27 protein-coding genes are annotated in these 26160 nt (G+C 42.1%); 2 read left to right on the forward strand and 25 right to left on the reverse strand.

What is annotated here, in order from left to right; genetic code table 11:
• Positions 1–199: 199 nt before the first annotated feature.
• The 12 genes from FYJ84_RS02685 to FYJ84_RS02740 all read right to left on the reverse strand — a co-directional run bounded on the left by FYJ84_RS02685 (position 200) and on the right by FYJ84_RS02740 (position 16709).
• Complete coding sequence (locus tag FYJ84_RS02685; protein ID WP_154405917.1) at positions 200–1021, reverse strand: HNH endonuclease; 822 nt, start codon at positions 1019–1021, stop codon at positions 200–202.
• 285 nt (positions 1022–1306) lie between these two features.
• Positions 1307–3484 (reverse strand): DUF262 domain-containing protein, encoded by a 2178-nt coding sequence (locus FYJ84_RS02690; protein ID WP_154405919.1) that lies wholly within the window; start codon positions 3482–3484, stop codon positions 1307–1309.
• Positions 3485–3535: 51 nt separating this feature from the next.
• Positions 3536–4084, reverse strand: coding sequence for a hypothetical protein (locus tag FYJ84_RS02695; protein WP_154405921.1), 549 nt, complete (start codon positions 4082–4084; stop codon positions 3536–3538).
• Positions 4085–4088: 4 nt separating this feature from the next.
• Positions 4089–6113 carry an AAA family ATPase gene (locus tag FYJ84_RS02700; RefSeq protein WP_154405923.1) on the reverse strand — a complete coding sequence of 675 codons (2025 nt, stop codon included), beginning with the start codon at positions 6111–6113 and terminating at the stop codon, positions 4089–4091.
• Complete coding sequence (locus FYJ84_RS02705; RefSeq protein WP_154405925.1) at positions 6110–6289, reverse strand: hypothetical protein; 180 nt, start codon at positions 6287–6289, stop codon at positions 6110–6112. The genes FYJ84_RS02700 and FYJ84_RS02705 overlap by 4 nt, the downstream gene beginning before the upstream one ends.
• Positions 6289–8445 carry a DEAD/DEAH box helicase family protein gene (locus FYJ84_RS02710; protein WP_154405927.1) on the reverse strand — a complete coding sequence of 719 codons (2157 nt, stop codon included), beginning with the start codon at positions 8443–8445 and terminating at the stop codon, positions 6289–6291. The genes FYJ84_RS02705 and FYJ84_RS02710 overlap by 1 nt, the downstream gene beginning before the upstream one ends.
• 27 nt (positions 8446–8472) lie before the next feature.
• Positions 8473–9618 (reverse strand): aminotransferase class V-fold PLP-dependent enzyme, encoded by a 1146-nt coding sequence (locus FYJ84_RS02715; protein ID WP_154405929.1) that lies wholly within the window; start codon positions 9616–9618, stop codon positions 8473–8475.
• Between the two features lie 24 nt (positions 9619–9642).
• The gene (locus FYJ84_RS02720; protein ID WP_154405931.1) at positions 9643–13275 is read right to left on the reverse strand and encodes a restriction endonuclease subunit S; all 3633 of its coding nucleotides are present in this window, start codon (positions 13273–13275) and stop codon (positions 9643–9645) included.
• Entirely contained in the window at positions 13275–14204 is a 930-nt protein-coding gene (locus FYJ84_RS02725; protein WP_154405933.1) for a DUF4007 family protein, read from the reverse strand. Before FYJ84_RS02725 ends, FYJ84_RS02720 begins: the two co-directional genes overlap by 1 nt.
• 51 nt (positions 14205–14255) lie before the next feature.
• Positions 14256–15797, reverse strand: a complete 1542-nt coding sequence (locus tag FYJ84_RS02730; protein WP_235901331.1) for a phosphoadenosine phosphosulfate reductase domain-containing protein — start codon at positions 15795–15797, stop codon at positions 14256–14258.
• 424 nt (positions 15798–16221) lie between these two features.
• Positions 16222–16464, reverse strand: coding sequence for a type II toxin-antitoxin system Phd/YefM family antitoxin (locus tag FYJ84_RS02735; protein WP_154405935.1), 243 nt, complete (start codon positions 16462–16464; stop codon positions 16222–16224).
• Positions 16464–16709, reverse strand: a complete 246-nt coding sequence (locus FYJ84_RS02740) for an AbrB/MazE/SpoVT family DNA-binding domain-containing protein (RefSeq protein ID WP_154405937.1) — start codon at positions 16707–16709, stop codon at positions 16464–16466. Before FYJ84_RS02740 ends, FYJ84_RS02735 begins: the two co-directional genes overlap by 1 nt.
• A 155-nt stretch (positions 16710–16864) precedes the next feature.
• Here FYJ84_RS02740 and FYJ84_RS02745 point away from each other — a divergent pair, with 155 nt between their 5' ends.
• Together FYJ84_RS02745 and FYJ84_RS02750 are read left to right on the forward strand one after the other, a co-directional pair.
• Positions 16865–17671, forward strand: coding sequence for an Rpn family recombination-promoting nuclease/putative transposase (locus FYJ84_RS02745; RefSeq protein ID WP_154405939.1), 807 nt, complete (start codon positions 16865–16867; stop codon positions 17669–17671).
• 21 nt (positions 17672–17692) lie between these two features.
• Positions 17693–17884: a hypothetical protein gene (locus FYJ84_RS02750; RefSeq protein ID WP_154405941.1), complete on the forward strand. Its 192-nt coding sequence runs from the start codon at positions 17693–17695 to the stop codon at positions 17882–17884.
• A 68-nt stretch (positions 17885–17952) separates the two neighbouring features.
• Here the strand turns inward: FYJ84_RS02750 and FYJ84_RS02755 are convergent, their stop codons facing one another.
• From FYJ84_RS02755 to FYJ84_RS02815, 13 genes are all read right to left on the reverse strand, one after another.
• On the reverse strand, positions 17953–18741 hold the full coding sequence (locus FYJ84_RS02755; protein ID WP_205764070.1) for a type 1 glutamine amidotransferase family protein: 789 nt from the start codon (positions 18739–18741) through the stop codon (positions 17953–17955).
• Positions 18742–18756: 15 nt separating this feature from the next.
• Complete coding sequence (gene truA, locus FYJ84_RS02760; RefSeq protein ID WP_154405945.1) at positions 18757–19530, reverse strand: tRNA pseudouridine(38-40) synthase TruA; 774 nt, start codon at positions 19528–19530, stop codon at positions 18757–18759.
• A gap of 27 nt (positions 19531–19557) precedes the next feature.
• A complete protein-coding gene (locus FYJ84_RS02765; protein ID WP_154405947.1) occupies positions 19558–20358 on the reverse strand; it encodes an energy-coupling factor transporter transmembrane component T family protein in 801 nt (266 codons plus the stop codon).
• The gene (locus FYJ84_RS02770) at positions 20352–21233 is read right to left on the reverse strand and encodes an energy-coupling factor transporter ATPase (protein WP_154405949.1); all 882 of its coding nucleotides are present in this window, start codon (positions 21231–21233) and stop codon (positions 20352–20354) included. Before FYJ84_RS02770 ends, FYJ84_RS02765 begins: the two co-directional genes overlap by 7 nt.
• Entirely contained in the window at positions 21218–22054 is an 837-nt protein-coding gene (locus FYJ84_RS02775) for an energy-coupling factor transporter ATPase (protein ID WP_154405951.1), read from the reverse strand. Before FYJ84_RS02775 ends, FYJ84_RS02770 begins: the two co-directional genes overlap by 16 nt.
• A gap of 188 nt (positions 22055–22242) precedes the next feature.
• The gene (rplQ, locus tag FYJ84_RS02780; protein WP_154405953.1) at positions 22243–22590 is read right to left on the reverse strand and encodes a 50S ribosomal protein L17; all 348 of its coding nucleotides are present in this window, start codon (positions 22588–22590) and stop codon (positions 22243–22245) included.
• 38 nt (positions 22591–22628) lie between these two features.
• On the reverse strand, positions 22629–23642 hold the full coding sequence (locus FYJ84_RS02785) for a DNA-directed RNA polymerase subunit alpha (RefSeq protein ID WP_154405955.1): 1014 nt from the start codon (positions 23640–23642) through the stop codon (positions 22629–22631).
• 77 nt (positions 23643–23719) lie between these two features.
• Positions 23720–24313: a 30S ribosomal protein S4 gene (gene rpsD, locus FYJ84_RS02790; RefSeq protein WP_154405957.1), complete on the reverse strand. Its 594-nt coding sequence runs from the start codon at positions 24311–24313 to the stop codon at positions 23720–23722.
• A gap of 17 nt (positions 24314–24330) precedes the next feature.
• On the reverse strand, positions 24331–24723 hold the full coding sequence (gene rpsK, locus FYJ84_RS02795) for a 30S ribosomal protein S11 (protein WP_027397572.1): 393 nt from the start codon (positions 24721–24723) through the stop codon (positions 24331–24333).
• Between the two features lie 14 nt (positions 24724–24737).
• Positions 24738–25106 (reverse strand): 30S ribosomal protein S13, encoded by a 369-nt coding sequence (rpsM, locus tag FYJ84_RS02800; RefSeq protein WP_154405959.1) that lies wholly within the window; start codon positions 25104–25106, stop codon positions 24738–24740.
• 23 nt (positions 25107–25129) lie between these two features.
• On the reverse strand, positions 25130–25243 hold the full coding sequence (rpmJ, locus tag FYJ84_RS02805) for a 50S ribosomal protein L36 (RefSeq protein ID WP_058965281.1): 114 nt from the start codon (positions 25241–25243) through the stop codon (positions 25130–25132).
• Between the two features lie 44 nt (positions 25244–25287).
• Positions 25288–25506: a translation initiation factor IF-1 gene (gene infA / locus FYJ84_RS02810; RefSeq protein WP_009645081.1), complete on the reverse strand. Its 219-nt coding sequence runs from the start codon at positions 25504–25506 to the stop codon at positions 25288–25290.
• Between the two features lie 11 nt (positions 25507–25517).
• Entirely contained in the window at positions 25518–26159 is a 642-nt protein-coding gene (locus FYJ84_RS02815) for an adenylate kinase (protein ID WP_154405961.1), read from the reverse strand.
• Position 26160 lies beyond the last annotated feature (1 nt).

Raw genomic sequence — 26160 nt, forward strand, 5'->3', positions numbered from 1 at the left:
GGGATATATTCTATACTGATAGCCTTTTTGCTGTAACATATCGTTCACCTCCTGTCACTTACTATTATATCACCACTATGTTCTATTGTCCACCTCAATTACTTGCGTAAATTCGGTGGACGTGGCATTCATCTCCCGCCTATAGAGGCAAGGAGTCTTCTGCCACATTAAGATAAAATCTCCCTTCGATGCTCACAAATTATATCCACTCACGAAAACCACCCATTTTCGCATATTGCCACAAATTAACCATCATGTCACCAGAATAATTCTTAAATTCTTCTGCAATACTATTCACGCACATATCAGATACTCGCATAATCTCGTTTCTTTGAATCACTAGCTCCAACATCTCCTTTTTAGGCAAGCGATTATTTTTCCTGATATTGCATGCCGGACAGGCTAACACAAAGTTCCAAAGCCTGTCTTCCCGGACAAGCTGCCACGGAATAACATGGTCCACATGAACTTTTTCATTGAGCTGCCTGCCACAATAAAAGCAGCACTGTTCCTCAAATTCTTTTTGCAAAATACGCCTATAAAATAATAAATTATTGCGTTTTGGCGTTGCCAATTCCAGCTTATCCACCAGCTTCGTAGGCGGATTATGAGCATTTATCTTTTCCAGAAGCTTCGCCCAGGCATAATAATTCAGTTTTTCAATTTCCAGCTTATATTTCAGCAGAAAGGCATACACTACGGTACTTATCCAGATACGTTCCTCTTTCAAGCTGAAACCGTAAAACTTACCTTCAAAATCTCCGTACAATGCACCGACGACATTTCTCTTACATACCCTTTTGACTTCTAACACAAGTGCGTTTCTTCCATCAGCCTGCAAAGAATTATATTCCAGATAGCGAATTACCCCATTCTCACTAGCTGCCTGTATCAATATCTTTTCTAAACTCGAATAGGCAGACTTGCCATTATTGCTCATCTGCCTCAAATTATACTTCAAAATCAAATTCCAGTAATTTTCCGTAAACTTCTCAAACAACTGCTGAAAAGTCAGCTCCATCCCCCTGCTAGTAGCATCACAGGAAAACAAATTATCCAGGATAGATTTCAGAAAACCATACTTATATGTAGCAGTCTTTCTGCTATTGCTGGAAAAAAAGCCATTAAATTCCGCCCATATTTCATCTTCCGGCACCGCATGAGATGTTATTTCACCTGATATAGAATTCCATGCCACGATGTATCACCTGCCTCTGTGATAACGAAAGGTCACCTCTGCGCTCCCAGCACACGTTTGACTGAATCCATTATACCACAAAAACAGACTATTGGCACCATCATTACATTACCATACTGCAAAACATTCATTTATATGATTTTTCACGTCACCACATAAAGCATTAAATCTGATTTCCAATAAATCATGTATTTTTTTATCTGTATCTGCCACATCCGAAGACTTATACGATGTCAAATGTAACACAGATTTTGCCTCATCTCTTATTTTTGTTACATATACAGACAAAGGTTTATCCGAAATTTCTTTATTTGCCTTTTGAGTGATATAGGCAAAATTTACCGGTGAATTACATATATGTTCTGGCTTATCACGCAATTTAGCTGTATTTTCTCCTACCTTCTTAACCGTCCCTAACGGGATAATATGATGCGCCTCTAAAGTATCTGCTTCATCTGAAAATACGCTAATACATTTATTCACGTCAAACATATCAGTATATGTCTTAGAAAGCATGTACTGACAAATAAAGTTCCGCAAAACCTTTTTCGGCAATCTATCTTCATTTACTTTTTCCATCAACAACAAACTTTTTTCTGAAAAATTTGTCAAAGCAAAAACGTTATTTCTTATGCTGTTAAGCCACCCCATATCTTTTTGCTTATTGATAGTTTCAAGCATACTTTTTAGATTATTTATCATCCTTGTATTTTGGTCTTTATCATATTCACCAGAAAACAGCACCGACCAGTACCACCCCTCTAGCAAATCATGTACATCATGATTTGCAAAATTCTCATCCTTTGCGAAAATAACTGCCAACAACACAACCATTAAATAATAATTGACTTCCTGAATACTTCTTATTCCGCATCTACATTGCAGGAAAAACATCGCCCTATCCACGGCCTCAATCACTTTTTCGCAATTATTATCTATTTTCTCTGGATTTAGTGACAATATATAATCTTTCTTTATATTGTCCAGTTTTATTTGATTAGTATCCAGCGTTGGTGAACTGCATAGTATTCCCAGCACATTCAGGAAAATATCAATATACCTGCTATTTAATTCATTTTTCTTCTCAACGAAACACTGGGTCTGAATAGTAGCATTATATGTGTTATTCTTAATTCTATTTCTAATAATTTTCTTTATATTGCCTGGTAACACATCCACAGAATACTTTTTAGGCGCACACATAAGTCTAATCATTCTGGCATGGAAATTTTCCTTATTAACTTTAGCAACCCTTGCCATAATTAAATCAAAAGTATTTAGACAAACTCCGCCCATATTGAGATTTTCATAAATATCTATTGCCCTTGCGCGTTGAGAAGCATCCACACCTATCTGATTCAATTCCAGACCAGTAATACAGGACTTCAAGTACTCTGTCATTTTGTCACGCCATACACGTCCACGTCCTTCAATGTGCATCTTAAAGTTTTCGCCTTGTTCATCATCATTATCATCTAAAATTTCATCTGCAACATCTGGGAAAATCTTTTTTACAAAATCACACTTTTCCTGCTTATCAATTAGCGACATATAGTGATTCAATATTTCATCTTTTATTCCATTTGATGTACGTTCCAAAATATTCGAAAAACGCAATCTCATTAAATCTGCCTTTATGCCGAATGGACACATTAAAAATAAAGGAATTAAATACCCATCACTATAACTAATACAAAAGTCATCAAGTTTAGTTGATAATTTTTGTGCAGGATTATATGGCTTGCCATCATTTGCATTGAAATTTTCTACATGGATATAGCTATAAACTTGTGATGTTAAAAAGTTTGGTTTATGATTCACTTGCTCCATAGGAAATAACAGCTTTCTAATACCAAACCAATCTTCATTCTCATCCGGTGGATTATTCCACCTAGGCAGTTTCAAAAAAAATCTACGCTTTAAGGCTATTGAAGCTACTAATTCACTAACCTTTGGACAATTTTCATGAATTACATTGGAAAAAACATTAGATAGCACTGTTATGCGCTGTTGTCCATCTAATAAAAAGTCAACCTTATCTGAAATATTAGACGTATTAACCATTTTATTTTTACAACCTATGACTTTGGCTGCGTAATCATTTGGATCTGCATGTAGTAACAAAATGCTACCTATCGGCATCTTACATAATACAGATGCTATCAGTTTTTTCTGACGTTCTTCATCTCGCCAAACAAAAGCACGCTGAAAGTCAGGCAGCAATATTTCATTTTTATTTATTCTATCTATGATATTTGTTAAATCAGAAACATTTTCATTGGCCATAATCTTCTCCACCTCTCACACATTTGATTGTATTATGCCAATACTACTATTTTAAATTCCAGTCTTATTGCACATCCCATATATCTCATTTATCATGCCATCTTCCAGATAGGTAACTCTGAAAGATTCAACAAATTCTACAGCCTTTTGAATATCTTCCTGCGTATTCTCTGATTCCTTATACAAAACATCATACAAATACTCTATACCACCACGCACGTAAGCCCAAAATACCTCATCACCAGGCTTACGCAATTCATCATTAGCATCATACCTAAATGCCTTATCAATGCGCGTATTTGCAGGTAAATTACCCTTGTCATCAAGTAACATAATCAATCTGTATATCAGCTCTAATTCCTCTTTATGCCTTGAAACTGCCTCATAAAAAATCCTATTATCAGCAATCCTTGTATCACGTTCAATTTGTGATTTTTTCCCTTTTATAAAACCAATCGCTGCTGCCGCTAATACCGCTTCTATGTTACTATTGAAAAATGTCCTTCTCTGCTCCGTTTTTTCCTTATACTGCTTCGATGGAGCTAATTGCCTCAAATAATCTGCATGTTTTCCGTAAAAAAGAATATCACTATCAAACATAATATCAATTCCTTTCGAGAATTTTTGAACTGGTCTGGCTATCAGCCTTAATAAGCCATTTTTTACCAATTATATTAGTCATGTGTTCTTCCGCAATATCTCCATCAGTATCTTTAATAAAGATAATTATCTGCTTGGCAATTTTCGGCAATTCCTCACATATACGTTTAATCCTGTCTTTATCAAATGCAGATAATGGAGCATCCATAACTAATGGTAAACCATCATTTTCTTTAACATCAGCATTATCTGTCACATCTGATTTAATCTCTGCTTTTTTTCCTTCTATGTGCATTTTAATAATACCAGCAATAAAAGCAAAAATTACCGCATAACTCTGAGCCGTATTTTTTTCTAAATCACCATCCCCAATAGAATTATCCATTAGATATGTGGATACAGAATAATCATCATTAATGGTAAGACCAATCTGATTATCATAAATTTTTGCAAATATCTCATTGATAACCTGTTCCAGATTTTCACGAGTAGCTATTTCTTTTGCTTCATAATCACTTTTTAGCTCTTGATATACCGCCATAGCGTACTCATAATAAAGCTTATTAATTTTATTACGCTTGCTACTGCTTATAATGTTATTGCGTTTACGCTCCAAACGCTCCTGTTCCTGCTTAAATCGCCCTATATTTTCCTTGCATATCCCCAATTCATTTTGCAGCTTACGCTGTTCTGTTTCCAGTTCTTTTTTAGCCCTGTTAAGAGTGGCCACTCGCTCTTGGTTGGGAAGTTTGCTTTCCAGCAACTTTATTTCATTGTGATACTCAGCAATACGCTCATCATGACATAAAGCATTTTTAACTAATTGCATAAAATGCTCTACAGAACCATCTGTATTTCTACTATTATTTTTTATATCTTTTAAAAAGGAACCAATCATATTGCCAAGACTATGAGGCGGTAATGTATACATAAGCGCCTGTAAATTCTTCAAACATTCAACATTTTGATGTAAATCACTGCCACATATACACTTACCTCTGTTCAATAAAAACTCTATTGTTTTAGAATGAATATGAGGTATCCCCATATCTATCTTGCCAGCATCTTTTATTTCTGTTAATGCCATCTTATACAATGGCAACAATAAAACTCTAAATATATGCTTTGAAAAATATTTTAGGCACTCTGATTCATCTGCAACCTGCTGTTTTTCTTCATTTACAATTTTCTGTTGATATTTTGCATACTGCACTCCATTATTAATACTATCCTGCATATTTTTTAATTCAAATTCTTTATCCAACAGCATTTTCTTAACGTTGTCCAACATTTCCACTATTTTTTGCTGCTCATTTTGATTATTTTCTATATTCAAAACTAAACTATTTATTTCTGTTGATAATTCAGCAATTTTCCCTTCTCCCTCATCATCCATTTCCGATTTTAATTTCCCTGCCACAGTCTTCATTCTATTATCCGGACCAAATCTATCCATCGCTGCCTGCAATGTATTCAATCCTACTAATGCCCTCACAGCCTCCTTAAAATCATCACTTTTTCTTTTCTGTAATAAATCTTCACTCATCTTATCAATACGTTCACCATCAAAAAAGAAAAAGCCGGATAACTTCTCAGGCAACATTTCAGCTACTATAGAATCTGCCTGTAACCTCTTGCCGACATCTTCCCAATCGCCATTTGCATTTCTCCGTTTTACATTAAAATCATCTAAACTTGATACATGTTTAGATGCACTCTTTTTCGTTACGGTCTGCCTTCTCCTAATACAAAACTCAGCATTATTTGTATGCACCACCATTTCCACTTTGACTTGTTCAGTTGTACCAATTGGCATAGTATTACATACTTCCCTATTTAGTAGTTGCTTATCTTTAAACGTGGTCTTACCATAAAGACACCACGTAAATGCCTGTTCCAAGGTAGTTTTGCCTGAACCATTTTCCCCCATTACTACTGTAACATTTTTATCATTATCAATAGAAAAATCCAAATGATGACATCCACGAAATTGACGAAAATTCTCTAACTCGATAGAATATATAATCATAACAATTTCTCCTTCTCTCCTGCCAATTCTGTCTTTATCATATTTATCTGCTTATTTAACATTTCTGATGGTTGTGTTCTCCTGTCTTGAGCCATTTGAAGATTCATCATTTCCATAACTATAGCTCTATTTTTTATGACTTTTATAAGTTCATCCTTTAACTCAAAATTACCCATTACAAAATCTCCTCCTCATCATACTCACCCAAATCTTCATAAATATTGTAAGCATCTCTTAAATCCACAATAATATTATCAGTGTCATAAAAATTAATTGCTAACCTTCCAAATTCATACATCCGCCTCATTTCTTTTAGCACCAAAGACCTTTCTGCCTTTGCCAATTCAGAAGAAGTATTTGCAACTACACTCAATTCCCTCGGCAATGTAACAAAATCATAAATCTCTGCAAATTTCTTGCCTGGATATAATCTCAGCACACGCCCTCTTCTCTGAATATATTCCTTTGGATTGGTCGTACTAGCTAAAATAAATGCTTTTTGAATAGATGGTATATTAACTCCCTCATCAAGACATTTTATCGCTATCAATGCTTGTAAATCATGGTTTTGAAAATCTTCTATCCTGCTGCGCCGTTCTTCCATGTTCTCATTGGATGTAAATTGAGCTGTCCGCATACCAAAATCAAAATTCAGCATCCTTGAAATGCAGTCGATTTGACGTATCTCATCCTTTGAAACAACTGATTCATCTACATCAGTCTGAACATTAGTAGCACCGCAATATACCAACATGTTATACTCATCTTTAAATTCCCCAGCCATGCGCTTTAATTCTTCTATTTTGCCTGTAGCACCTGCAATAAGCCTTGCTCTTTTCAACATAAACTGCTTAGCCCGGGTTGTAATAATGACTTTTCCATCTTTTCGAACAATATTCCTAGCAATTTCAAGTGTATAAACCTGATAAAGCTCTAACTCATCTTCCGTAAGATAGACAATTACTGGATGATAATAATATGGTGTAAGTTTTTTCTCTTTAATAGCACGCTCTAGATTGTATTCGATGCACTTTTTGCCAAAAAAATTTAAAAGCATATTCGTACCAGCTTCATCATTATGCCGCTCCAAAGTTGCTGATAAAGCTACCCTATACTGGAAATTTTGCCTCAATGTTTTTTGCAGATTTTCAGCACCAAAATTATGCGCTTCATCTACCACTAAAATTGCATCCTCACCCAGCTTTTCTATTTCTTTGCGTATATCACCTGTAATATACGAAGCATTTGTCGTAATAAAACAGAAGAAATCCTTAAACTTCATCCGGAAATTAAATACGCTATTCTTCAAAGCCTTCTTATAGGCTTTATATGGCGAACCACTGTAAGCAATTATAGGCTTCACACCAAATGCATTAATATCTTCTACCCATTGCTCAACCAAGTGCTGATATGGACATACAATTATTACCGCAAGCCTTTTTACATGCAAGCATAGTTCAGCCAAAGCTCCTAAAGCCGTATATGTTTTCCCTGTCCCAGTTGCCATATCGAATATGCCACAATAATTATTTATCTTCCATGCCTCAATAGCTTCCTGCTGATAGTCATGCAATTTTATATTAAATGGCTTGATAAATCCAAAACCTTGCTTCACTTTATATACCGCACTACCATCGCATACATACATATCAGTTATGCTTCCTCGCCGATATTTCTCTATCAAAAACTTATTCACTTCAGGAAAAGCCTTTACCTCCACGGTATTATCCAAATTTTCCCAAATTTTATCAAAAGCTTCATCTTTTCTTACTACTCGACCTGCATCCGCGCCCTCCCATGAACAAAATACATCAATAGCCTCATAATTATCTTCCAATGCCATACCAGTTTCATTCATAGAGCCAGAAAATGCCACCTTATTTCCATATACATCCTCAATAATGCCTACTTTTTCATGATAAATACCTATCCCCTTATTTCCCACACTTACAGCAATTTTTATATCCATAATCCCATCTGCTATAAGATTAGCCAATAAATTCAAGCTTTCCATCTTGCAGAAATCATCATAATCTTTTAATTCCCTGTATAACGCATCAGCAATAACCTCATCACGCTGCTTATATCCATCTTCAATAGCTTGAATATCATCATCAGACAAGTTTGGTGAAGCTACTAAACGAATTTTTCCTTTATTTTTGTAAATTTCAAATAATCCTGGTGCAATAGCTGCAAGTGCAGATGAAGAAAAAAATCCCACTGCCCTCTTATACAAAATCGCCTCTCTTAAAAGCGGAATATAAAAATCATTTGCCATATCAACACTCAAAGTTCTGTATTCAGCTTCTATAACAATATCCTGCAAGCTCATCATCATTCCCCCAGGAACCCAGATATTTTACAAATTATCCTCTATATCATCCAAAGCATCTTCCAGCTCACAAAAATCCTCATCCGAAGTAAAGTAACTTACGCTAAACCTCACCGTACCGGCTGGATACGTCCCCAGAAATTGGTGTGCCAAGGGAGCACACTGCAAACCTGTACGCACGGCAATTCCCCGCTCATTGAAAATCATCCCTGCGCTGTCACTGCTGATGCCCTTTACCAGGCAGGAAACAACTCCCACATAATCAGCCTCATTGCTTATCCCAATAAGCTGAATAAAGGAATATTTTCTCAATAGCTCCAACAATCTCTGCCTGTTACATTGCTCCCGTTCCCGTATATGCTCGATGCCTTGCTCCTGCAGCCATGCTAATGCTGCATGTAAGCCCGCCATCCCTGAAATATTCATTGTCCCCATTTCAAATTTTTCCGGCAATCTATCCGGCATATCCTGATTGGCAGAATCATAGCCTGTACCGCCAAATAAAATAGACGGCAGCTTTAGTTCCGGCTTCATAACAAATCCCGATATCCCCGTAGGGCCATAGAGTGTCTTGTGTCCGGCAAAAACAGCAAAATCAAAAATTTCACCCACTTGCATATCAACCAGACCTGCTGTCTGGGACATATCAGCTACCGTATATGCCCCAAAATCTTTAGACATAGCAAATATTTCTTCTATAGGTGCCAGCAAGCCTGTAACATTGCTGGCGTGGCTGACAACAACGAGCTCCGGCTTATTTTCCTTAAAGGCTGCTTTTATGGACTGCAAATCATAAATAAAATTATGCTTCTTCACCGCCAGCTGCCTGACAATGATACCTGTCTTTTGCTCATAATGATGCAATATCCTGGTAACCGCATTATGCTCAAAAGGAGTTATATAAACATTTTTTATGCCAGACTGCAATAACCCCTGCAAGATCATATTCAGTGCCAGCGTCCCGGTAGGTGTAAACATCACCTGCTTAGCCGGGCAATGCAATAACAATTTTATTGCTTCCCTGAGTTCCCCTGTCAACCTGCCGATAGCCTTGCTGCCGCTATGCTCTCCCCTGCCTGCACTGCCACCAATACTGCGATAAACATTATCCATCTGCTGATACACTGCATCAGGTTTTGGATATGTCGTTGCAGCATTATCAAAATATGCCATGTTAATACCACCTAACAATTTTTCTTAAATCAAGCCTGACAGCAGCTCCATGACAATCTGCCGCTTTTCTGCCATTGTCAGCCCCTGCCCGGCTTCCTCCAAGCGGGCATTCAGCGTATTTAATACCCTTTTTCCTCTCGGAGCATAAGCCACTCTGTCAAATCGCTTAATAGAACAATTTCCCTGCTCATCACATATCTTTATTTCATATCCTTCCCTGGCATTGACATCAGCAATAAACTCTGCCTGACCTCCTGCATCTGGCACAATATCAGCATGATAATTTTCTGCCGTCTCCTTATGCTTCATCACCTTTGCTTTAAAGGTTTCAACCTCATCAAAAGACCAATCATCCACACGCAGGCCAACAAGCAGGGAAGACATTTTTTGTATTAACTCCTGTTCATCTGCCGAAGCTTCCTGAATAATCTGCAAAAATCTATCTGTATTATCAGCAAATGCCTCCTGCATAATCCCGGCAGGCAAACCATCCAGCCAATTTTTTAGTACAGAAACAGTTGTTGCCCGTGGATTTGCTCCTGCTAGAAAATTCCTGCGTAAAAAATTCCCCAGATATTGCAGCAATACCATACTGGCTTCATCATACATTTTTTTGGTATACATTATATTGTGTGAAAGCTGTGCATAATCCTCGCTAATATTCCAAATAGCAGGCATAGCAATAAACAATGCCTCTCTCGCACTATTTCGCCTATTGCGGAAAATATTTATAAATTTCTTCATTTCCCGTTCAAGAGGCCTGCCATTCAAATAGCAGGTAATTTCCTTGCTGTAACGTGGCAAAGCCCGATACCAGCGTTCCATAGCCATATAAACCTGATTATAATTCGCAGCGCCTGCATCTTGTGCATCATATTCCACATAATCAGCAAATAGCTTTTCCAAATGATACAAATACTTTTCTTTTGCTTCATTCCAATTTATTTTTTCTACAAAGAAATTCTCCGGGGCTATATTTATTTGATGCAAAAGCTCTGCATCTAAGGAAACCTCGCCAAAGCTGTTGGAAAACACTAACCCCTTTTTTATGCCATGCAGCACTGCAGCCAGATAAATCGGTATAATACCTCGCCTCATGCCAACGTGATATGCAGGATTTATCAGATAGTCATACACCTTTGCCATGCACATTTTTTCACTGCCCAGCTCATCCCAAAGTATATTTTTAATTCTCTGCAACACAGTTGCCAAAGCAGTATTGGTTGACGGAGACAGATTCAGGCAGACTGACTGCACGACATCCTGCTGCAACACCCCGGTTCTCAGCAGCGTGCTGCGCATAATGGCCATATCCTGGCCACTCCCCTTGAGTCCCAGGTCATATTCCAATTCGGAGCGTAGCAAGCCCGCAATTACTTTGCTGCGGCTAGTAATAGCCACGCTTGTGATCTCGTCTTTATTCACTACTTCATTGTTAATCACAGGCGTATCTGCATATATTTTATCCATTATCTGTGATAAAAATTCCGATAACTGTGACTTCCTGAAAAACTGCTTCTTCACACCCTGATAAAAATAATCTGCCGTTCCAGCTTCTGGCCTGACAAAACCCTTGATATAATCATCCGCTACTTCATACAGGTCATCATAAATAATCCCATACTCGTTGCACAAAACCTTGTCATTTGCAGCCTCTGCCCGAAGCTGTGCAACTGCTTCCAGTTCCCTTACACTGCGAGATATATCGCTATATTCTTTCGGTAGTACAAAAATGATTTTTTCATCTTCTGCACTTGGTAAAATACTTCTTATTTTCGCTAATTGTTCTTCGTCCCGTGGCAAAACTCCATAAATAATACCATCCGCATGAATCCTTCCACTTTTGGCAGGCAGACCATTATTATCAGCAATCTCATCACCATCAATAAATTCAAACTGAAAATAACGCGTCATTTCCTTTTCATCATTGTAACGTGATGGATATACATATCTCTCAAAATTCATGCTATTAAGTATTTCTTTTACAGAATACCGCTGCCCTGCTGCTGCAACTCCATCATGAATTTTCTGCCATACATCAACCCCGGAAGATTCCTTTAAACGCAAAAAGCCATTATTGCGCCTGAGCCGAACCATTAAATTATTTTTTTCTAAATTCAGCAGTGCTTTTTCTACCACATCATAACCATACAAGTTGCCATAAATATCCAGCAGTACATCCGCTTTAGGTGACAGCTTTTCAAACTCACCCACCATATAAATCAAGGCAATCGTCTTTATCAGTTTTGTTTCTACTGAATCATCAGACAAATCCTGCACAGCAGCTGATACCAATACATACTGCTGATGAATATCGCCTGTATAAAATTCCTTCTGCATAAGAGGCTGAAAGTAGTCATAGATTAAATCAGGCAAAATAAAAGCCTCCTCATCAGCTGGCTGTTGCGCAATAAAAGCAGACATAGTAAATCTGCCTTCTGCTGATAAGAAGGTAAACAAAGTACGTTCATTCTGTGCTATCTTTTCAGATAGACGTGGAAGCAGGAACAGGGACACAGGATGCAACGGATAACAGTGCTCAAAGACATGACATAATTCTGTGTCATTTACATCAGAAAACATTCTGCTTTTACCATATTTATCCTGCCAGCCTTGAAATAAGCCTCTATGATTAAGCAGAAATCTCTCCCATTGTACCGTGTCTTTTTTTATAACCTTGCTGACAACTTCATATGTCTGAGCAAAATTATTGGTTAGCTGTATGTGCTTGAAGCGTTCCGATACGCCACGCCAGCCATCAGTTTTTTCTTTTGGCAGCTTATTGATATAATTGGCAATTTCCTTATGGCAGATAAGCAGCAGATGCATTTGCAGCTCACCACTGCGATTGCATTTTTCGGCAAAATCCTGCAACATTTTCGTATCGCTGACAGTGGCTTCCTTGATATTTGCCTCAAGGTACTTGCTGAATTCGTCATATACGACAAAAATTCCGCCATATCCCTTAGCAGCAATTGCTTTTGCTACGCTTTCATATAATTCAACTACATCAAATCCCAGGAAAGGATTGAACATGCTGCCAGCAGTCAAAGCCGGGTAAATTTGTTCAAATTGCTTGTACGCACCAATATCATAATTTTGCAGGGCAGCTGTAAACTCTGTTACCGGCATGTCAACAGCCTCTGCCAATCTCCCATATACATCAGGATATTCATGCTCCCATCGCTCGATACACTTTGCCGCCGCCTGATAATTAGTCTCCGGCATCACATCCAGCAGCTGATTATCCTGCAATGCTCTTTGCAGGGAAATAATAAATGCCTGTGTCAGGCTGGTATTGCTTCCTGAAATAATAACCGGCAATAACTTATTGCAATTTTCATAATAACGATTAACGATGGCACTAAGCTTATGCTCATTATCTGCCTGCCATATATTTTGAAATAAATGCTTATCCCTCTGCATGAGCAAAGAAACTATGTTCAGCACTATATGAGATTTTCCCCTGCCATAGGCCCCCACCAGCACCCGTGCCCTATCCTTTGCTGACATATCAGTGGAAGCCATAATTTCCGCTATAAAGCCCAAAGCATTTTTAGTCGGTATATAATTTTCTAATTTTTCATCATTGTATAAATCAAAAGCTATATTTACGGAATATTGAAATCCGGAAGCAATTGTTAGCATATCTTTCACTATGCTTCCTCCCTATCTAAATAATTTAAATCCTGATAATATTTCCTTACACATTCTATTGCTGGACAGCAGGCATCTAATTGAACTACATCCAGGCCAGCGGTACGAATTATTTTCAATACCTTTCTATGCTCTGCATTACGCAGAACATCCAACAATGTAATAGTGTCCAGATTGAATACTTTGCCTATGCTGTTCTTACCATGCAGCAAGCTATTAATCTCTATTTCTAATTGCTGTGATTTGTCAGATACATTTTTTTGCTGAGCCATACCTCTCAATATCATTGCCTGAACAATAAAGGGATGAAATATCTTAGCAGCTGGAATAGATTTTTTATAAACTTTCTTTTCCTTATTTGCTATATCAATGAGCCCCAATTCCCCCAATGGACAGTCTATATTATTCTCCGGCGAAATTTTTCCAGGATTCGATTTATTACGAGGTATATAGGTACTTGCTATGCAATTAAAATCATCTGTTATAGAACGGTCGGAGGGAGCTGCCTCCGGTGCGTTTAAAGCCAAATAATTACCTAATGCCCTCACAAAATCATCCTTGGTAAATTCCTGCATATTAAATTCCTGAAAAAAGAAATACCAGGAAGTTGCCAATTCAATATTAGTTGCCAGCTCATACTGCAATAGCAACAAAGTCCCCAGTTCTTCCAAATACGGATCCTGCTGATAAATAATTCTCCCTAAGTCTGTCAACGTTTGCACTCGTTTGCCAGACCTGGGTTCCGTGGCAAGACCTGCCGCCTGCATCCAATATCGAAGCGACTTCACCATATTGGAACCGATACCAAGAATATCCATGGGATTAACTTCTTTGGTCACAAAAACATCCGCCTTATCAGCAACATTTTTCAGACCTTTTCCCAGCCAGCCTTTTCTAATAAAAAATGTTTCGTGACCTCTGAACTTCATCCTCTGACACCCTTCCAATTATCATTAACGTTATTGTGATTGCGATTATTGCTACTTTGTACGCAAATACTTATCCATCATGCAGCCACCTGCCAGATATTTTTGATTGACACAAACTTTGCAATGCACGCATTTCTCTGCATTGATGTGATATTCATCTCCTATAATAGAAATTGCTCCCGAACGGCATAAAGATTCACATTTCAGGCATTGACGGCAGGCATTGTATTTCCTCACTTGATAACCTGCCATACGCTGCAAATCTGCGTGCTTTTTTACATTCATGGTTTTGATTTTAACTGCATAATTATAGCCATCCTGGCTAAAAGGCTGAATAGACAAAATCGGCACATTTGTCTTTATATCCAAAACAATTACCTCATGCAGCAATTTATTGCCAAGCTCAGGGGCAACACGCCCAAAGGGCACAAACATATTGATGAGCTCATCACTGTACGGCTTGGTCAGCTTATATATCTTGGCATGTTCCTCGCTGGTACAGTTTGTAAACTGGATTTTTACATCACTGGCAGATGCCAGTCCATTCCCCCCCTGCCTTGCCTTCCACTTGCCTGAATTAACATATTCCTCTGCATCTGGCTTGCCGATTTTTTTTGCAAAATCTATTAGAAAATCCTGCCATACTTTTGCCTGCTCTGGCATGTAAATTTTGGATAAAAACTGCGCCCTGCTATTATTATTCGGGCAGCACCAGCAGCCTACCCTGTCATAACCAAGCCTATATGCATCATTAAAGTCAATTTTTTCACTAAATATGTACAGCCACACATCTATATCCGTCCAATAAAAAATAGGTGCGGCCACAGTCTGCTGCTGAATTTTTACAGATTCAGAGCCTTTTTCCACCCGATTGTATTTGCTCCTGCTAACAGACTCGTGTTTTCTGATACCATAAAATGTCAGTATCTGCTCATTGCGGTAATTTTCATAAATTACTCTGGTAATAGGACCGGTCTTGAACATGGAACAGCACCACCTCATCATCCGGGCAGGGGGCCCTATATCCTTGCACACATCCAAGAAAATTTGCTCCCTGTTTTTTGCCGTCAAAAAATCTGCCAAAGCATGAGAAGCCTTATATCTCTTGGCATACTCCATTGTCATAGGAAACTCCAGCGTTGTATCGCCAAAAATATGAACCAAATATGGATTTCCCAAAGCCTTGATTACTAAATCCGCTACTACAGTGGAATCCTTGCCCCCGGAAAATGATAAAACTATATTATCTTCCTGATATTTACCTGCTTCCCTTTTGATAAATTCATGGGCTTCATATTTTATATTATTAAATCTTTTTCTATTGTATTTAATAAATCTATCTATTTGAACATTAAACTCATCATATGAAACCTTGAGTTTGTTAGCTTCAATGCCCTGCTGCAAGTAAGAAATATCTGCATCCTCAAATTTTTTCAAGGATACGATATGTTTTTTTCCATCTATGTAGTACTTATTTTCATGTGCCCAAACATTTGCCTTTTGCAAGGAAAATATTTCCCTGTTCTCCAACAACTCCAATAAAAGGCGTTCCTCTGGAAAGACCGGCTTTATATCTGTTGCCAAATATGCCATATTGCAGCTGCACACAGGGCAAACTACAGGCTTGTTATTTATCAAACATGACTTAACATCATCTCGGCTCATAATCACAGGTGTACTGCACTCATTGCACCAGTACACCTCAATGGGTATTTCAATATCTTCAACAGTTTTTTGCTGACAGACAGTACATACCGGCTCATTTGTTTTTATCTCACAGGTTGGACACCACATAAAATCACCTAACGTAGTCAAATAATACTTGGCATCCCACCTAAAAAATTGCAACAAAAAAGTCAAGTTACCTGTGGATAACTTGACCAAGTTGCTTGTGGATAACTTGACCAAGTTGCTTGTGGATAACTTGACCAAGTTGCTTGTGGACTTTTCCTAACGCATAGCATTAGGAAAAGTCCACCTTTATAATAACACATTAGCTATATTTTGTAAAAAATTTTTACCAAGAACATGCAGACAAACATTCTTTTAACGGTGTATTCAAACCTTCTTCTATTTTACGTTTCAAAGCTGGATTACTGTTGATTTCCATCGTCGCAATTAAATTGTTATAATCCTCTAAACTAAGCAAGACAGCCTCACTATTTTTTCCAGTTATACATAATGGTTCATTATATTTTCCTACATTTTCAATAATACTAAACAGATTTTCCCTAAATTTAGTTGCATTCATTACCTGCATTACAACACCTCTTTCCCAACAGCATAACCAGTATCTATCTCATTACCTTTCCATTCACCCTGATAATCACCAAACAACTCCATGAATCGGTCAGCTTTGGAAGCAGGGATTTTTTTCACTGTAATACATTCATGTTCCACATTTATTGATACCTTATCATCAGGTGAACTGCCTGCTTGAAACATAATCGCTTTTGATAGGCAGCTAGCATTACATTTTCCAAAAGTTTCAATAACAATCCCCATCCTATTCCCTCCTCCTGCATATAGTATATACATGAAGCAATAAACAATCAACCATACTTTTCATTAACAAACTCTATGTATTATATTAGCCTCAAAACGCTCTTTTCATACAAATGTTTTTATGATATAATATAGCTAGATTTGGAGGTGGTGCCATGAGCTACAACGCAAAGATACGTGCTGATGCTATGAGCCTCAATCCCATAGATGATGCACTTTTTGTCAAGATGGCTGAAAGCCTGAAAGTTTGCCAGGAAATGCTGAGGATTTTCCTCAGAGATAAGCAACTAATCGTTCTGGAGAACGTGCCCCAGAGCATTGTCAAAAATCTACAGGGGCGTTCCTGCATCCTTGATTTGAAATGCCGCCTGTCTTCGGGAAAAATTGTACATATAGAAGTGCAAAAAGCTGATGATGATGACCACCAGAGAAGGGTACGTTATAATTCATCACTGCTTACTTCCAATATTGCCGATCCGGGAACAAAATTCCGCGATATACCTGATGTGATTTCTGTCTTTATTTCTAAATTTGATGTTTTCAAACGTGGCAAAGCTGTATATCATGTAGAGCGCATCATCAAAGAAACAGGTGACAAAGTATACAATGGCACCCAGGAAATATACATAAATGCCGAAATCGATGATAACTCCGACATCGCCAAGCTGATGAAAGTTTTTGTAGAAGACTCATATTATGATGACAAGTTTCCTGCTATATCTGAGCGAAAACGTATATTCAAAACTACTGAAGAAGGGGTGAACGAGATGTGCGAAGTTATTGAACGAAATAGAGCTGAAGCACGTGCTGAAGGACGTGCTGAAGGACGTGCTGAAGGACGTGTAGAGGGGCAGTTATCTCTACTGACAAAGCTAGTAAAACTGAATAAACTGACCTTAAAAGAAGCTGCAGATGCGGCTGATATGACCGAAGCCAATTTCAGAAAATTGGCTTTGTTGTGACAATATATAAGGATGAACGAAATGTGCGAAGTTATTGAACGAAATAGAGCTGAAGGACGTGCTGAGGGACGTGTTGAAGGACGTACGGAAGGACGCTATGAAATTTTAACCGATATGCTGCGTGATGGTATGAATATTGATACCGTTGCCCGTATTGCCAAGATGACAGCTGAACAGGTTATGAACATAGGAAAAAAAGCTGCCGTATTGTAAGCAAATAGCCATCCAGACATTTTGCCTGGATGGCTATTTTATTTAATAAATCAATCAATTTTGTGAAATCAGCTTAACAAGGCACACATCTTTTCATGCCTGCACAGCTCACTAACAGTTCCTTCCCGAATAATATATGCCTCACCATAAACGGTTTCACTAATTGGCGGTGCCCCAGCCCATTCAGCTTCAAACCGCAAATAGCTGCCATCGCACAACACCACAAACTCATGCCCATAGCTGTCAGGCATTGTAATATCCTCATACAGCCTCATGCCATCCAGATAATTATCCTTTACCATCTGATAGTGAGGCAGGATATTCCGCTTTGTCAGCCCCAGCCCCCTGCCCCAGCGGCGAAAGCCTCTGTCCACTGCCTCCCCCGGTTCCTCAGACTGAATGTAAACCATGTCAGCACTGTTCATGGAGCCTGCACTGATGCCGATAATTATCCCCTGAAAGCCCTGCAGTTTTTCACGCAGCCCGATTGCCTCAAAAAAATGCCTCTGGGTTGGCACATGGCCGCCAGCCAGAAACAACACATCATAGCTATGCAAATCCCCACGGCTGATATGCCCATGCACGCTGTCCCAGCCGCTGCCATGGTAACGGTAATCCAGCTTGTCCATGCACTGCATACTAAAGCCCTCCCGCAGCCAGGTATGCCAGAAAAATCCTGTCATCTCATCCATCAGGGCAGCATTATCCGGCGCCGCGGCAATCATCAGGCAGCGTGAATCCGCCTGCCACACCTCATGCAGCCTGTCCCCAAAGCCATTCCACTTATCGATGCCGTCAACCCTGCGACTGCCATCAAGAGGCCCGGTGGGGCTGCTTGTCAAAAAAATATGTACCATGTCCATTTACCCCATCTAATAATTAACCTTATACAGATACAAGCCCTGGGCAGGTGCCGTGGCACCTGCCTGATTTCTGTCCAGGGATGCCATGATTTCCCCGAAACGCTGGACGCTGGTGCGCCCCATGCCCACATTGACCAAGGTGCCCACCAGATTGCGCACCATGTGGTAAAGAAAGCCGTTGGCAAAGAATTTCAGCTCCACAATGCGCCCCTTTTTTTCTAGTGATGCCTCATAGATAGTCCGCACCGGGCTCACAGGCGGCCCCCCGGCAGCCCGGAAGGCACTGAAATCATGGGTGCCCTCTATCATGCGCAGGCACTCCTTCATAGACTCCGTGTCCAGCTCCTTGTGGATATTCCAGCTGTAATTCCGCTCAAAGGGATCCGGAATATACCCCTGCAAAATCCGATAAATATAAATCTTGCTTTTGGCACTGTGCCGGGCACTGAAATCCCTGTCCGCCTCCGCCGCATCCAGCACCACAATATCCGGCGGCAGGATGCTGTTTACCGCCCGTGGCAGCCTGTCCAGGGGGATCGTGCCATCCGTGAAGAAATTCACCACCTGCCCCATGGCATGCACGCCGGAATCCGTCCGTCCCGAGGCCGCCAGCTCCACGCTGTCACCGCAGACTGCGGCAAGCTTTTCCTCCAGCACGTTCTGCACCGCCACCTGGGGCGGATTCTGCCGCTGGAAGCCGTTGTACGCCGTGCCGTCATAGGACACCGTCAGCCTGATATTGCGCCTGCGGGCCTTCATTATCTCCTTGTGTTCAGGTTTCATCACACATCTCCAATACAATTATAGCAATTACACCAGCCAGTACACTGCACCACATGCCGCCAGATACACGGCCATGCTGCCTATGGCCCAGCCATCACTTTTGTGCATGCGCATGGCCTTCATGCGGGTGCGCCCTTCGCCGCCCCGGTAGCTCCTGGCCTCCATCGCCATGGCAAGCTCATCCGCCCTGCGGAAAGCCGAGATGAACAGGGGCACCAGAATCGGTATCATGCTCTTTGCCTTGGCAATCAGGTTCCCCTCACCTATATCGGAGCCGCGGGATTTCTGTGCCTTCATAATCTTGTCCGTCTCCTCCATCAGGGTAGGGATAAACCTGAGTGCAATAGTCATCATCATGGCCAGCTCATGAGCCGGGAAGCCCACCTTTTTCAATGGCTTAAAAAGTGCCTCCAGAGCATCCGTCAGCATCAATGGCGAGGTGGTGAACATCAAAAGGGAAGATACGCCAATCAGCAGAATAAGCCGCAGGCTGATGAAGAAGCCCTTCTCCAGCCCTTCATAGGTCAGGTCAAAAATCCATATTTTCATGAGCACCTCCCCCGGCACGCTGAACAGCTGGATAATAAAGGTCAGCAGCAAAATCCACCACAGGGGCTTGATGGCCTTCAGCACCACCCGGGGGGAAATCCTTGACACCCCCACCAAAACCAATGCAAGCATGGTGTTCATCAGATAGCACCAGTTATTGTCAAATAAAAAAATCCCTACTATGTAAAAAAACAGCAATACTATCTTCACCCTGGCATCCATGCGGTGCAGCAGGGAATTGCCTGGAAAATACTGCCCCAGGGTAATATCCGTCAACATTTCTCCGCACCTCCTGCCCTGTTTTTTCCTCTCATCGCCCTGACGATGGCATCCACAGCTTCATCCATAGTATAGATGTCAGAAGGGATATCCATTCCCCCGGCCTTCAATGCCTTGACAATATTCGTAATCTGTGGCACATCCAGCCCTGCCTGGCGGATAAAATCCTCCCGGACAAAGACCTCCCGGGGCGTGCCTTCCATCAGCACCCTGCCCCGGTTCATAATAACCACATTATCTGCAAACTTTGCAATATCATCCATACTGTGGGACACCAGCACAATAGTATTCTTTTCCTGCCGGTGCAGCTTCAATATCCGCTGCATCAGCTCCTCCCTGCCCTTGGGGTCCAGCCCTGCCGTAGGCTCGTCCAGCACCAGGTACTTGGGCCGCAGCGCCACCACACCGGCGATGGCCGTCCTGCGCATCTGGCCGCCGCTGAGCTGAAAAGGTGAACGCTGGCTGTATTCCTCATAATCCAGCTGCACGAAATCCATGGCAAAACGCACCCGCTCCTTGACCTCCTCCGGCGTCAGGCCATAATTCTTCGGGCCAAAGGCAATATCCTGCTCCACCGTTTCCTCAAAAAGCTGGTGCTCCGGGTACTGAAACACCATGCCCACGGAGCGGCGCGCCTGCCTGGCTGCCTGCCCCTTGGCTGCAATATCCACTCCGTCCACCAGCACGCAGCCCTGGCTTGGGCTGATAAGCCCGTTCAGATGCTGGATGAGTGTTGACTTGCCTGAGCCCGTATGACCGGCGATAGCCGTGATTTTCCCCTCCGGGATGGTGATGGTCACATCATCCAGTGCCAAACGCTCATAGGGGGACTTTGGCATGTATATATATGATATATTCCTTACTTCAATCGACATAATGCTTCTACCAATGCCTCCTGATTAATAATCGCCCTGTCCAGCTGCAAGCCCTTCCGGGACAGCCTGTAGGCCAGCTCCGTTGCCACCGGCACATCCAGCCCCAGCTGCCTCATGCCGCCAATATCCTGAAAGATTTCCTCCGGACTGCCCTCCTTCATGATGCGCCCCTTGTTCATGACGATAATCCTGTCCGACAGGGCAGCTTCCTCCATAAAGTGAGTAATATTAACTACTGTAATCCCCTGCTCCCGGTTCAGGCGGCACACCGTGTCAATCACCTCGCGCCTGCCTGCAGGGTCCAGCATGGCGGTAGGCTCGTCCAGCACCAGGCACTCCGTATTCATGGCCAGGGCACCTGCAATGGCAACCCGCTGCTTCTGACCACCAGACAGAAGATGGGGGGCAAAATGGCGAAATTCCTCCATATTTACCGCCTTTAGGGCAGCTGTCACACGCCGCCTGATTTCGTGGGGCTCCATGCCGATATTCTCCGGCCCGAAGCCGATATCATCCTCCACGATGGCGGCAATAATCTGATTATCTGGATTCTGGAATACCATCCCCACCCTGCTCCTGATATCCCACAGCCTTGCCTCGTCAGAGGTATCAATGCCATCCACCAGGCATTTGCCCTGGGTGGGCTGCAGCAGGGCATTAAAATGCTTTGCCAAAGTGGATTTGCCGGAGCCATTGGTGCCCAAAATCGTCACGAATTCCCCTTTTTCCACCCTCAGGCTGACATTGTCCAGCGCCCTGTATTCATTTTCCATCCCGGCATTATAATCGTGGTATAAGCCCCTGCATTCTATAAAAGCCATGATCTGCTCCTTGTACACACTAAAACTCAATCTGCTTCTATTTTACTTCTGCCCCACAGTACAGTCAACTATATTATGAATATCGGTTGACTATATTGCACTATCATTTCCCATTCTGCTTCTCCAAAAGCCAGCAAAAGAAAAAGGCTATTGCCTCAAACAGAAGCAACAGCCTTATTATACTATGATTATTTCACCAACTCAAGAATAACCATTGGAGCTGCGTCACCACGACGAACACCCAGCTTCATGATACGGGTGTAGCCACCCTGACGGTTCTTTACGGAGTCGTACTCAACAATCTCAGAAAACAGCTTTCTAACAACATCCTCATCAGCAAGCTGAGCAATAGCCTGACGGCGAGCTGCCAGATCACCGCGCTTTGCGAGAGTGATCAACTGCTCTGCAAGGCCGCTGATCTCCTTAGCCTTAGCCTCGGTGGTCTCAATGCGCTCATGCTTGAAGAAGGAAGTCAGAATGCTCTTGAACAGTGCCTTACGGGCGCTAGAATCACGACCTAACTTTCTATAAGCCATTTATTTCCCTCTTTCCTTGTATCAAAAAATAATGTAAATCAAGCTTCCGAATCGTCCGCAAGGTAGTCACCCAGCTTGGAAGCATCACTTTCCTTTAAGGATAATCCCATGGATTTAAGCTTGTCCTTAACCTCATCCAAAGACTTGCGGCCGAGATTACGAACCTTCATAATCTCCTCCTCAGTCTTGCTTACCAGGTCACCAACAGTCTTAATATCTGCCCGCATCAAGCAATTAAAGGAACGGACAGTCAGATCCATATCCTCTACCTTGGTGGCCAGAATAGAATCCAGCTCCGGGTTGCTGGCAGCAGACTCGCCGCTTTCCTCTGCCTCCACCTCAGGCACCGCCTCTATCTCAGGCAGTACAGTCAGGTTCTGGAACAGCTTCAGGCGGCTGATCAGGATAGCTGCGGCCTTGCTGACAGCCGTCTCCGGCTGGATGGAACCATCGGTCCATACCTCCAGAGTCAGCTTGTCGTAGTCAACAGCATCGCCAACACGGATATCCTCAACCTTGTAATTTACTCGACGAATCGGCGAGAAGATAGAATCCACAAGGATTACACCGATGGTGTGGTCCTGTGTCTTTTTCTTTTCAGCCGGAACATAGCCAAGGCCATGCTCCACGACCATATCTATCTTCAGGGAACCTGCCTCATTGACCGTTGCAATATGCAGGTCAGGATTGAGAATCTCAATATCGGCATCATGGATGATATCCGCTGCCGTCACTTCCTTCTCACCCTTGACATCAATGCGGATGACCTTTGGCTCATCGCTGTGCATCTTGAGGCAGAGCTCCTTCAAGTGCAGGACGATGTTGGTAACATCATCCCGAACTCCAGGAACTGTGGAGAACTCATGCAGCACGCCCTCGATTTTCACCGAGGTAATGGCTGCACCTTGAATAGAGGATAACAGTATGCGGCGCATGCTGTTTCCAATGGTGATGCCGTAGCCGCGAGTCATAGGCTCGCAGACGAACTTACCATAGCAAAGATCCTCATTATTTTCCTGTATCTCAATCTTAGGTGTTGCGATTTCGATCATGTGGAATTGCCCTCCTCAATAACTCAATGCATCTATGTACATATCCGATAACGAATGCAAAAAATACACAGAAATTATTATTTGGAGTACAACTCGACAATAGCCTGGCTGTCAACAGGAACATCGAAGTCCTCGCTGGCAGGGAAACGGTTTACAGTACCGGTGAAGCTATCAGCCCCAACAGTAATCCAGGCAGGAGTGCTGAGTGCATTGTTGGACTCAGCCAAAGCCTTGAAGAACGCATTACCGCGAGCCTTCTCAGCTACTGCAACAACATCATTTACATCAACAAGTGCAGATGGAATGTCACAACGCTTGCCATTTACAGTAATATGACCATGACGAACAACCTGACGAGCCTGCTTGCGGGTTGCAGCCAGACCCAGACGGAATACTACATTGTCAAGTCTTCTCTCCAGAAGGCTGATGAGGTTCTCACCAGTGATGCCCGGCATCTTCTTCGCCCTGGTGTAGTAAGCACGGAACTGCTTCTCAAGTACACCATAAATGAACTTTGCCTTCTGCTTTTCCTTCAACTGAGTGCCATACTCGCTGACCTTGCCACGGGTGCGGCGAGGCTGACGCTTGGAACTCTTGCCAAGACCTACAACGCCTGGCTCAATGCCGAGAGAACGGCATCTTTTCAGTGCTGGTACTCTATCAATTGCCATTTATTCTGCACCTCCTATTAAACTCTTCTACGCTTCGGCGGACGGCATCCATTATGAGGAATCGGGGTAACATCCTTAATCATGCTAACCTCGAGGCCGGTAGCCTGCAGGGAACGGATAGCTGCCTCACGGCCGGCACCAGGACCCTTTACATAGACATCAACCTGCTTCAAGCCATGCTCCATAGCAGCCTTTGCAGCAACCTCTGCTGCCATCTGAGCTGCAAACGGAGTGCTCTTTCTGGAGCCACGGAAACCGAGGCCGCCAGCGCTTGCCCAGGAAAGTGCATTACCATTCTTATCAGTCAGGGTAACGATAGTGTTATTAAAGGTGGAGCTGATATGAGCAACACCAAATTCAATATTTTTGCGGTCCTTCTTCTTAGGACGTACAGACTTCTTAACTGCCACTCTTTAGCCCTCCCTTATTTTTTCTTACCAGCAACAGCCTTCTTAGGGCCCTTGCGGGTGCGTGCGTTGTTCTTAGTATTCTGTCCGCGAACTGGCAGACCCATGCGATGACGGCGACCGCGATAGCAGCCGATCTCAACGAGTCGCTTTATATTCAGGGACTGCTCACGACGAAGGTCACCTTCTACGATAACATTCTTGTCAATGATATCACGCAGTTTTACAACCTCGTCCTCAGTCAAATCACGGGTACGGGTATCAGGGTTGATACCGGTCTCCTTCAGCAATTTCTGGGAAGTAGTAAGACCAATACCATAGATATATGTTAATGCAATCTCAATTCTCTTATCACGTGGCAAATCTACACCGGCAATACGTGCCATACATCAAGCACCTCCTTCTAAAATTATCCTTGTCTCTGCTTATGTTTTGGGTTTTCGCAAATAACCATTACGCGACCCTTACGCTTAATAACCTTGCACTTTTCACAAATAGGTTTAACCGACGGTTTAACTTTCATTGCGTTATGCCCCTTTCATATTACTGCCAAAAGCCTTGTTTTGACTATTTAAAACGATAGGTAATACGGCCGCGAGTCAGATCATAAGGCGTCAGCTCAATGGTTACCTTGTCACCCGGCAGGATGCGGATGAAATTCATGCGAATCTTGCCGGAAACATGGGCCAGAACTACATGGCCGTTCTCCAACTCTACCTGGAACATGGCATTAGGCAATGCCTCCAGTACCTTACCTTCAACTTCAATTACATCTTGCTTAGACATAATGACTCCTTTTACTTCAGGGTTTCAACAACGTCTGCAAAAACCTTGTCGATTGCCTGACGACCATCAATCTCTACATAAAGACCAGCCTTCTGGTAATACTCGATCAATGGCTTTGTCTGTGCCTCGTATACTGACAACCGATTCTTCATGGTTTCCTCGGTGTCGTCTGCCCGCTGGTAAAGCTCGCCGCCGCACTCATCGCACTTGCCCTCAGCCTTGGACGGGCTGAACTTCACGTGATAAGTAGCACCGCAGCTCTTGCAGATCCTGCGCCCTACTGCCCTCTCCACCAGGTCGGCAGATGGAACAGTAATATTGATTACGCTCTTGAGGTCAATGCCCAGCTCGGCAAGAATCTTGCTGAGGGCATCAGCCTGCTCAACGGTACGAGGAAAGCCATCCAGGATGAAGCCCTTCTTGCAATCGTCCTGAGCCAGACGCTCCCTGACGATGCCTACGGTAATCTCATCCGGAACCAGGTTGCCGGCATCAATACATGCCTTCGCCTTTTTTCCCAGCTCGGTCCCTTCCTTGATAGCGGCACGGAACATGTCGCCAGTGGAAATATGCGGGATCGCGAACTTCTTGACAATGTTTGCTGCCTGAGTACCCTTACCAGCACCAGGAGGTCCCATTAACAGAATATGCATT

This window comes from Anaerovibrio slackiae, assembly GCF_009695585.1.
Taxonomy (GTDB): domain Bacteria; phylum Bacillota; class Negativicutes; order Selenomonadales; family Selenomonadaceae; genus Anaerovibrio; species Anaerovibrio slackiae.

What these genes read in the sequence shown, in the direction of transcription:
- FYJ84_RS02685 (WP_154405917.1), bottom strand. Translation starts at nt 1,021, where the DNA reads ATGGAGCTGACTTTTCAGCAGTTGTTTGAGAAGTTTACGGAAAATTAC.
- FYJ84_RS02690 (WP_154405919.1), bottom strand. Translation starts at nt 3,484, where the DNA reads ATGGCCAATGAAAATGTTTCTGATTTAACAAATATCATAGATAGAATA.
- FYJ84_RS02695 (WP_154405921.1), bottom strand. Translation starts at nt 4,084, where the DNA reads ATGTTTGATAGTGATATTCTTTTTTACGGAAAACATGCAGATTATTTG.
- FYJ84_RS02700 (WP_154405923.1), bottom strand. Translation starts at nt 6,113, where the DNA reads ATGATTATATATTCTATCGAGTTAGAGAATTTTCGTCAATTTCGTGGA.
- FYJ84_RS02705 (WP_154405925.1), bottom strand. Translation starts at nt 6,289, where the DNA reads ATGGGTAATTTTGAGTTAAAGGATGAACTTATAAAAGTCATAAAAAAT.
- FYJ84_RS02710 (WP_154405927.1), bottom strand. Translation starts at nt 8,445, where the DNA reads ATGAGCTTGCAGGATATTGTTATAGAAGCTGAATACAGAACTTTGAGT.
- FYJ84_RS02715 (WP_154405929.1), bottom strand. Translation starts at nt 9,618, where the DNA reads ATGGCATATTTTGATAATGCTGCAACGACATATCCAAAACCTGATGCA.
- FYJ84_RS02725 (WP_154405933.1), bottom strand. Translation starts at nt 14,204, where the DNA reads ATGAAGTTCAGAGGTCACGAAACATTTTTTATTAGAAAAGGCTGGCTG.
- FYJ84_RS02730 (WP_235901331.1), bottom strand. Translation starts at nt 15,797, where the DNA reads ATGGCATATTTGGCAACAGATATAAAGCCGGTCTTTCCAGAGGAACGC.
- FYJ84_RS02735 (WP_154405935.1), bottom strand. Translation starts at nt 16,464, where the DNA reads ATGCAGGTAATGAATGCAACTAAATTTAGGGAAAATCTGTTTAGTATT.
- FYJ84_RS02740 (WP_154405937.1), bottom strand. Translation starts at nt 16,709, where the DNA reads ATGGGGATTGTTATTGAAACTTTTGGAAAATGTAATGCTAGCTGCCTA.
- FYJ84_RS02745 (WP_154405939.1), top strand. Translation starts at nt 16,865, where the DNA reads ATGAGCTACAACGCAAAGATACGTGCTGATGCTATGAGCCTCAATCCC.
- FYJ84_RS02750 (WP_154405941.1), top strand. Translation starts at nt 17,693, where the DNA reads ATGTGCGAAGTTATTGAACGAAATAGAGCTGAAGGACGTGCTGAGGGA.
- FYJ84_RS02755 (WP_205764070.1), bottom strand. Translation starts at nt 18,741, where the DNA reads ATGGTACATATTTTTTTGACAAGCAGCCCCACCGGGCCTCTTGATGGC.
- truA (WP_154405945.1), bottom strand. Translation starts at nt 19,530, where the DNA reads ATGAAACCTGAACACAAGGAGATAATGAAGGCCCGCAGGCGCAATATC.
- FYJ84_RS02765 (WP_154405947.1), bottom strand. Translation starts at nt 20,358, where the DNA reads ATGTTGACGGATATTACCCTGGGGCAGTATTTTCCAGGCAATTCCCTG.
- FYJ84_RS02770 (WP_154405949.1), bottom strand. Translation starts at nt 21,233, where the DNA reads ATGTCGATTGAAGTAAGGAATATATCATATATATACATGCCAAAGTCC.
- FYJ84_RS02775 (WP_154405951.1), bottom strand. Translation starts at nt 22,054, where the DNA reads ATGGCTTTTATAGAATGCAGGGGCTTATACCACGATTATAATGCCGGG.
- rplQ (WP_154405953.1), bottom strand. Translation starts at nt 22,590, where the DNA reads ATGGCTTATAGAAAGTTAGGTCGTGATTCTAGCGCCCGTAAGGCACTG.
- FYJ84_RS02785 (WP_154405955.1), bottom strand. Translation starts at nt 23,642, where the DNA reads ATGATCGAAATCGCAACACCTAAGATTGAGATACAGGAAAATAATGAG.
- rpsD (WP_154405957.1), bottom strand. Translation starts at nt 24,313, where the DNA reads ATGGCAATTGATAGAGTACCAGCACTGAAAAGATGCCGTTCTCTCGGC.
- rpsM (WP_154405959.1), bottom strand. Translation starts at nt 25,106, where the DNA reads ATGGCACGTATTGCCGGTGTAGATTTGCCACGTGATAAGAGAATTGAG.
- rpmJ (WP_058965281.1), bottom strand. Translation starts at nt 25,243, where the DNA reads ATGAAAGTTAAACCGTCGGTTAAACCTATTTGTGAAAAGTGCAAGGTT.
- infA (WP_009645081.1), bottom strand. Translation starts at nt 25,506, where the DNA reads ATGTCTAAGCAAGATGTAATTGAAGTTGAAGGTAAGGTACTGGAGGCA.
- FYJ84_RS02815 (WP_154405961.1), bottom strand. Translation starts at nt 26,159, where the DNA reads ATGCATATTCTGTTAATGGGACCTCCTGGTGCTGGTAAGGGTACTCAG.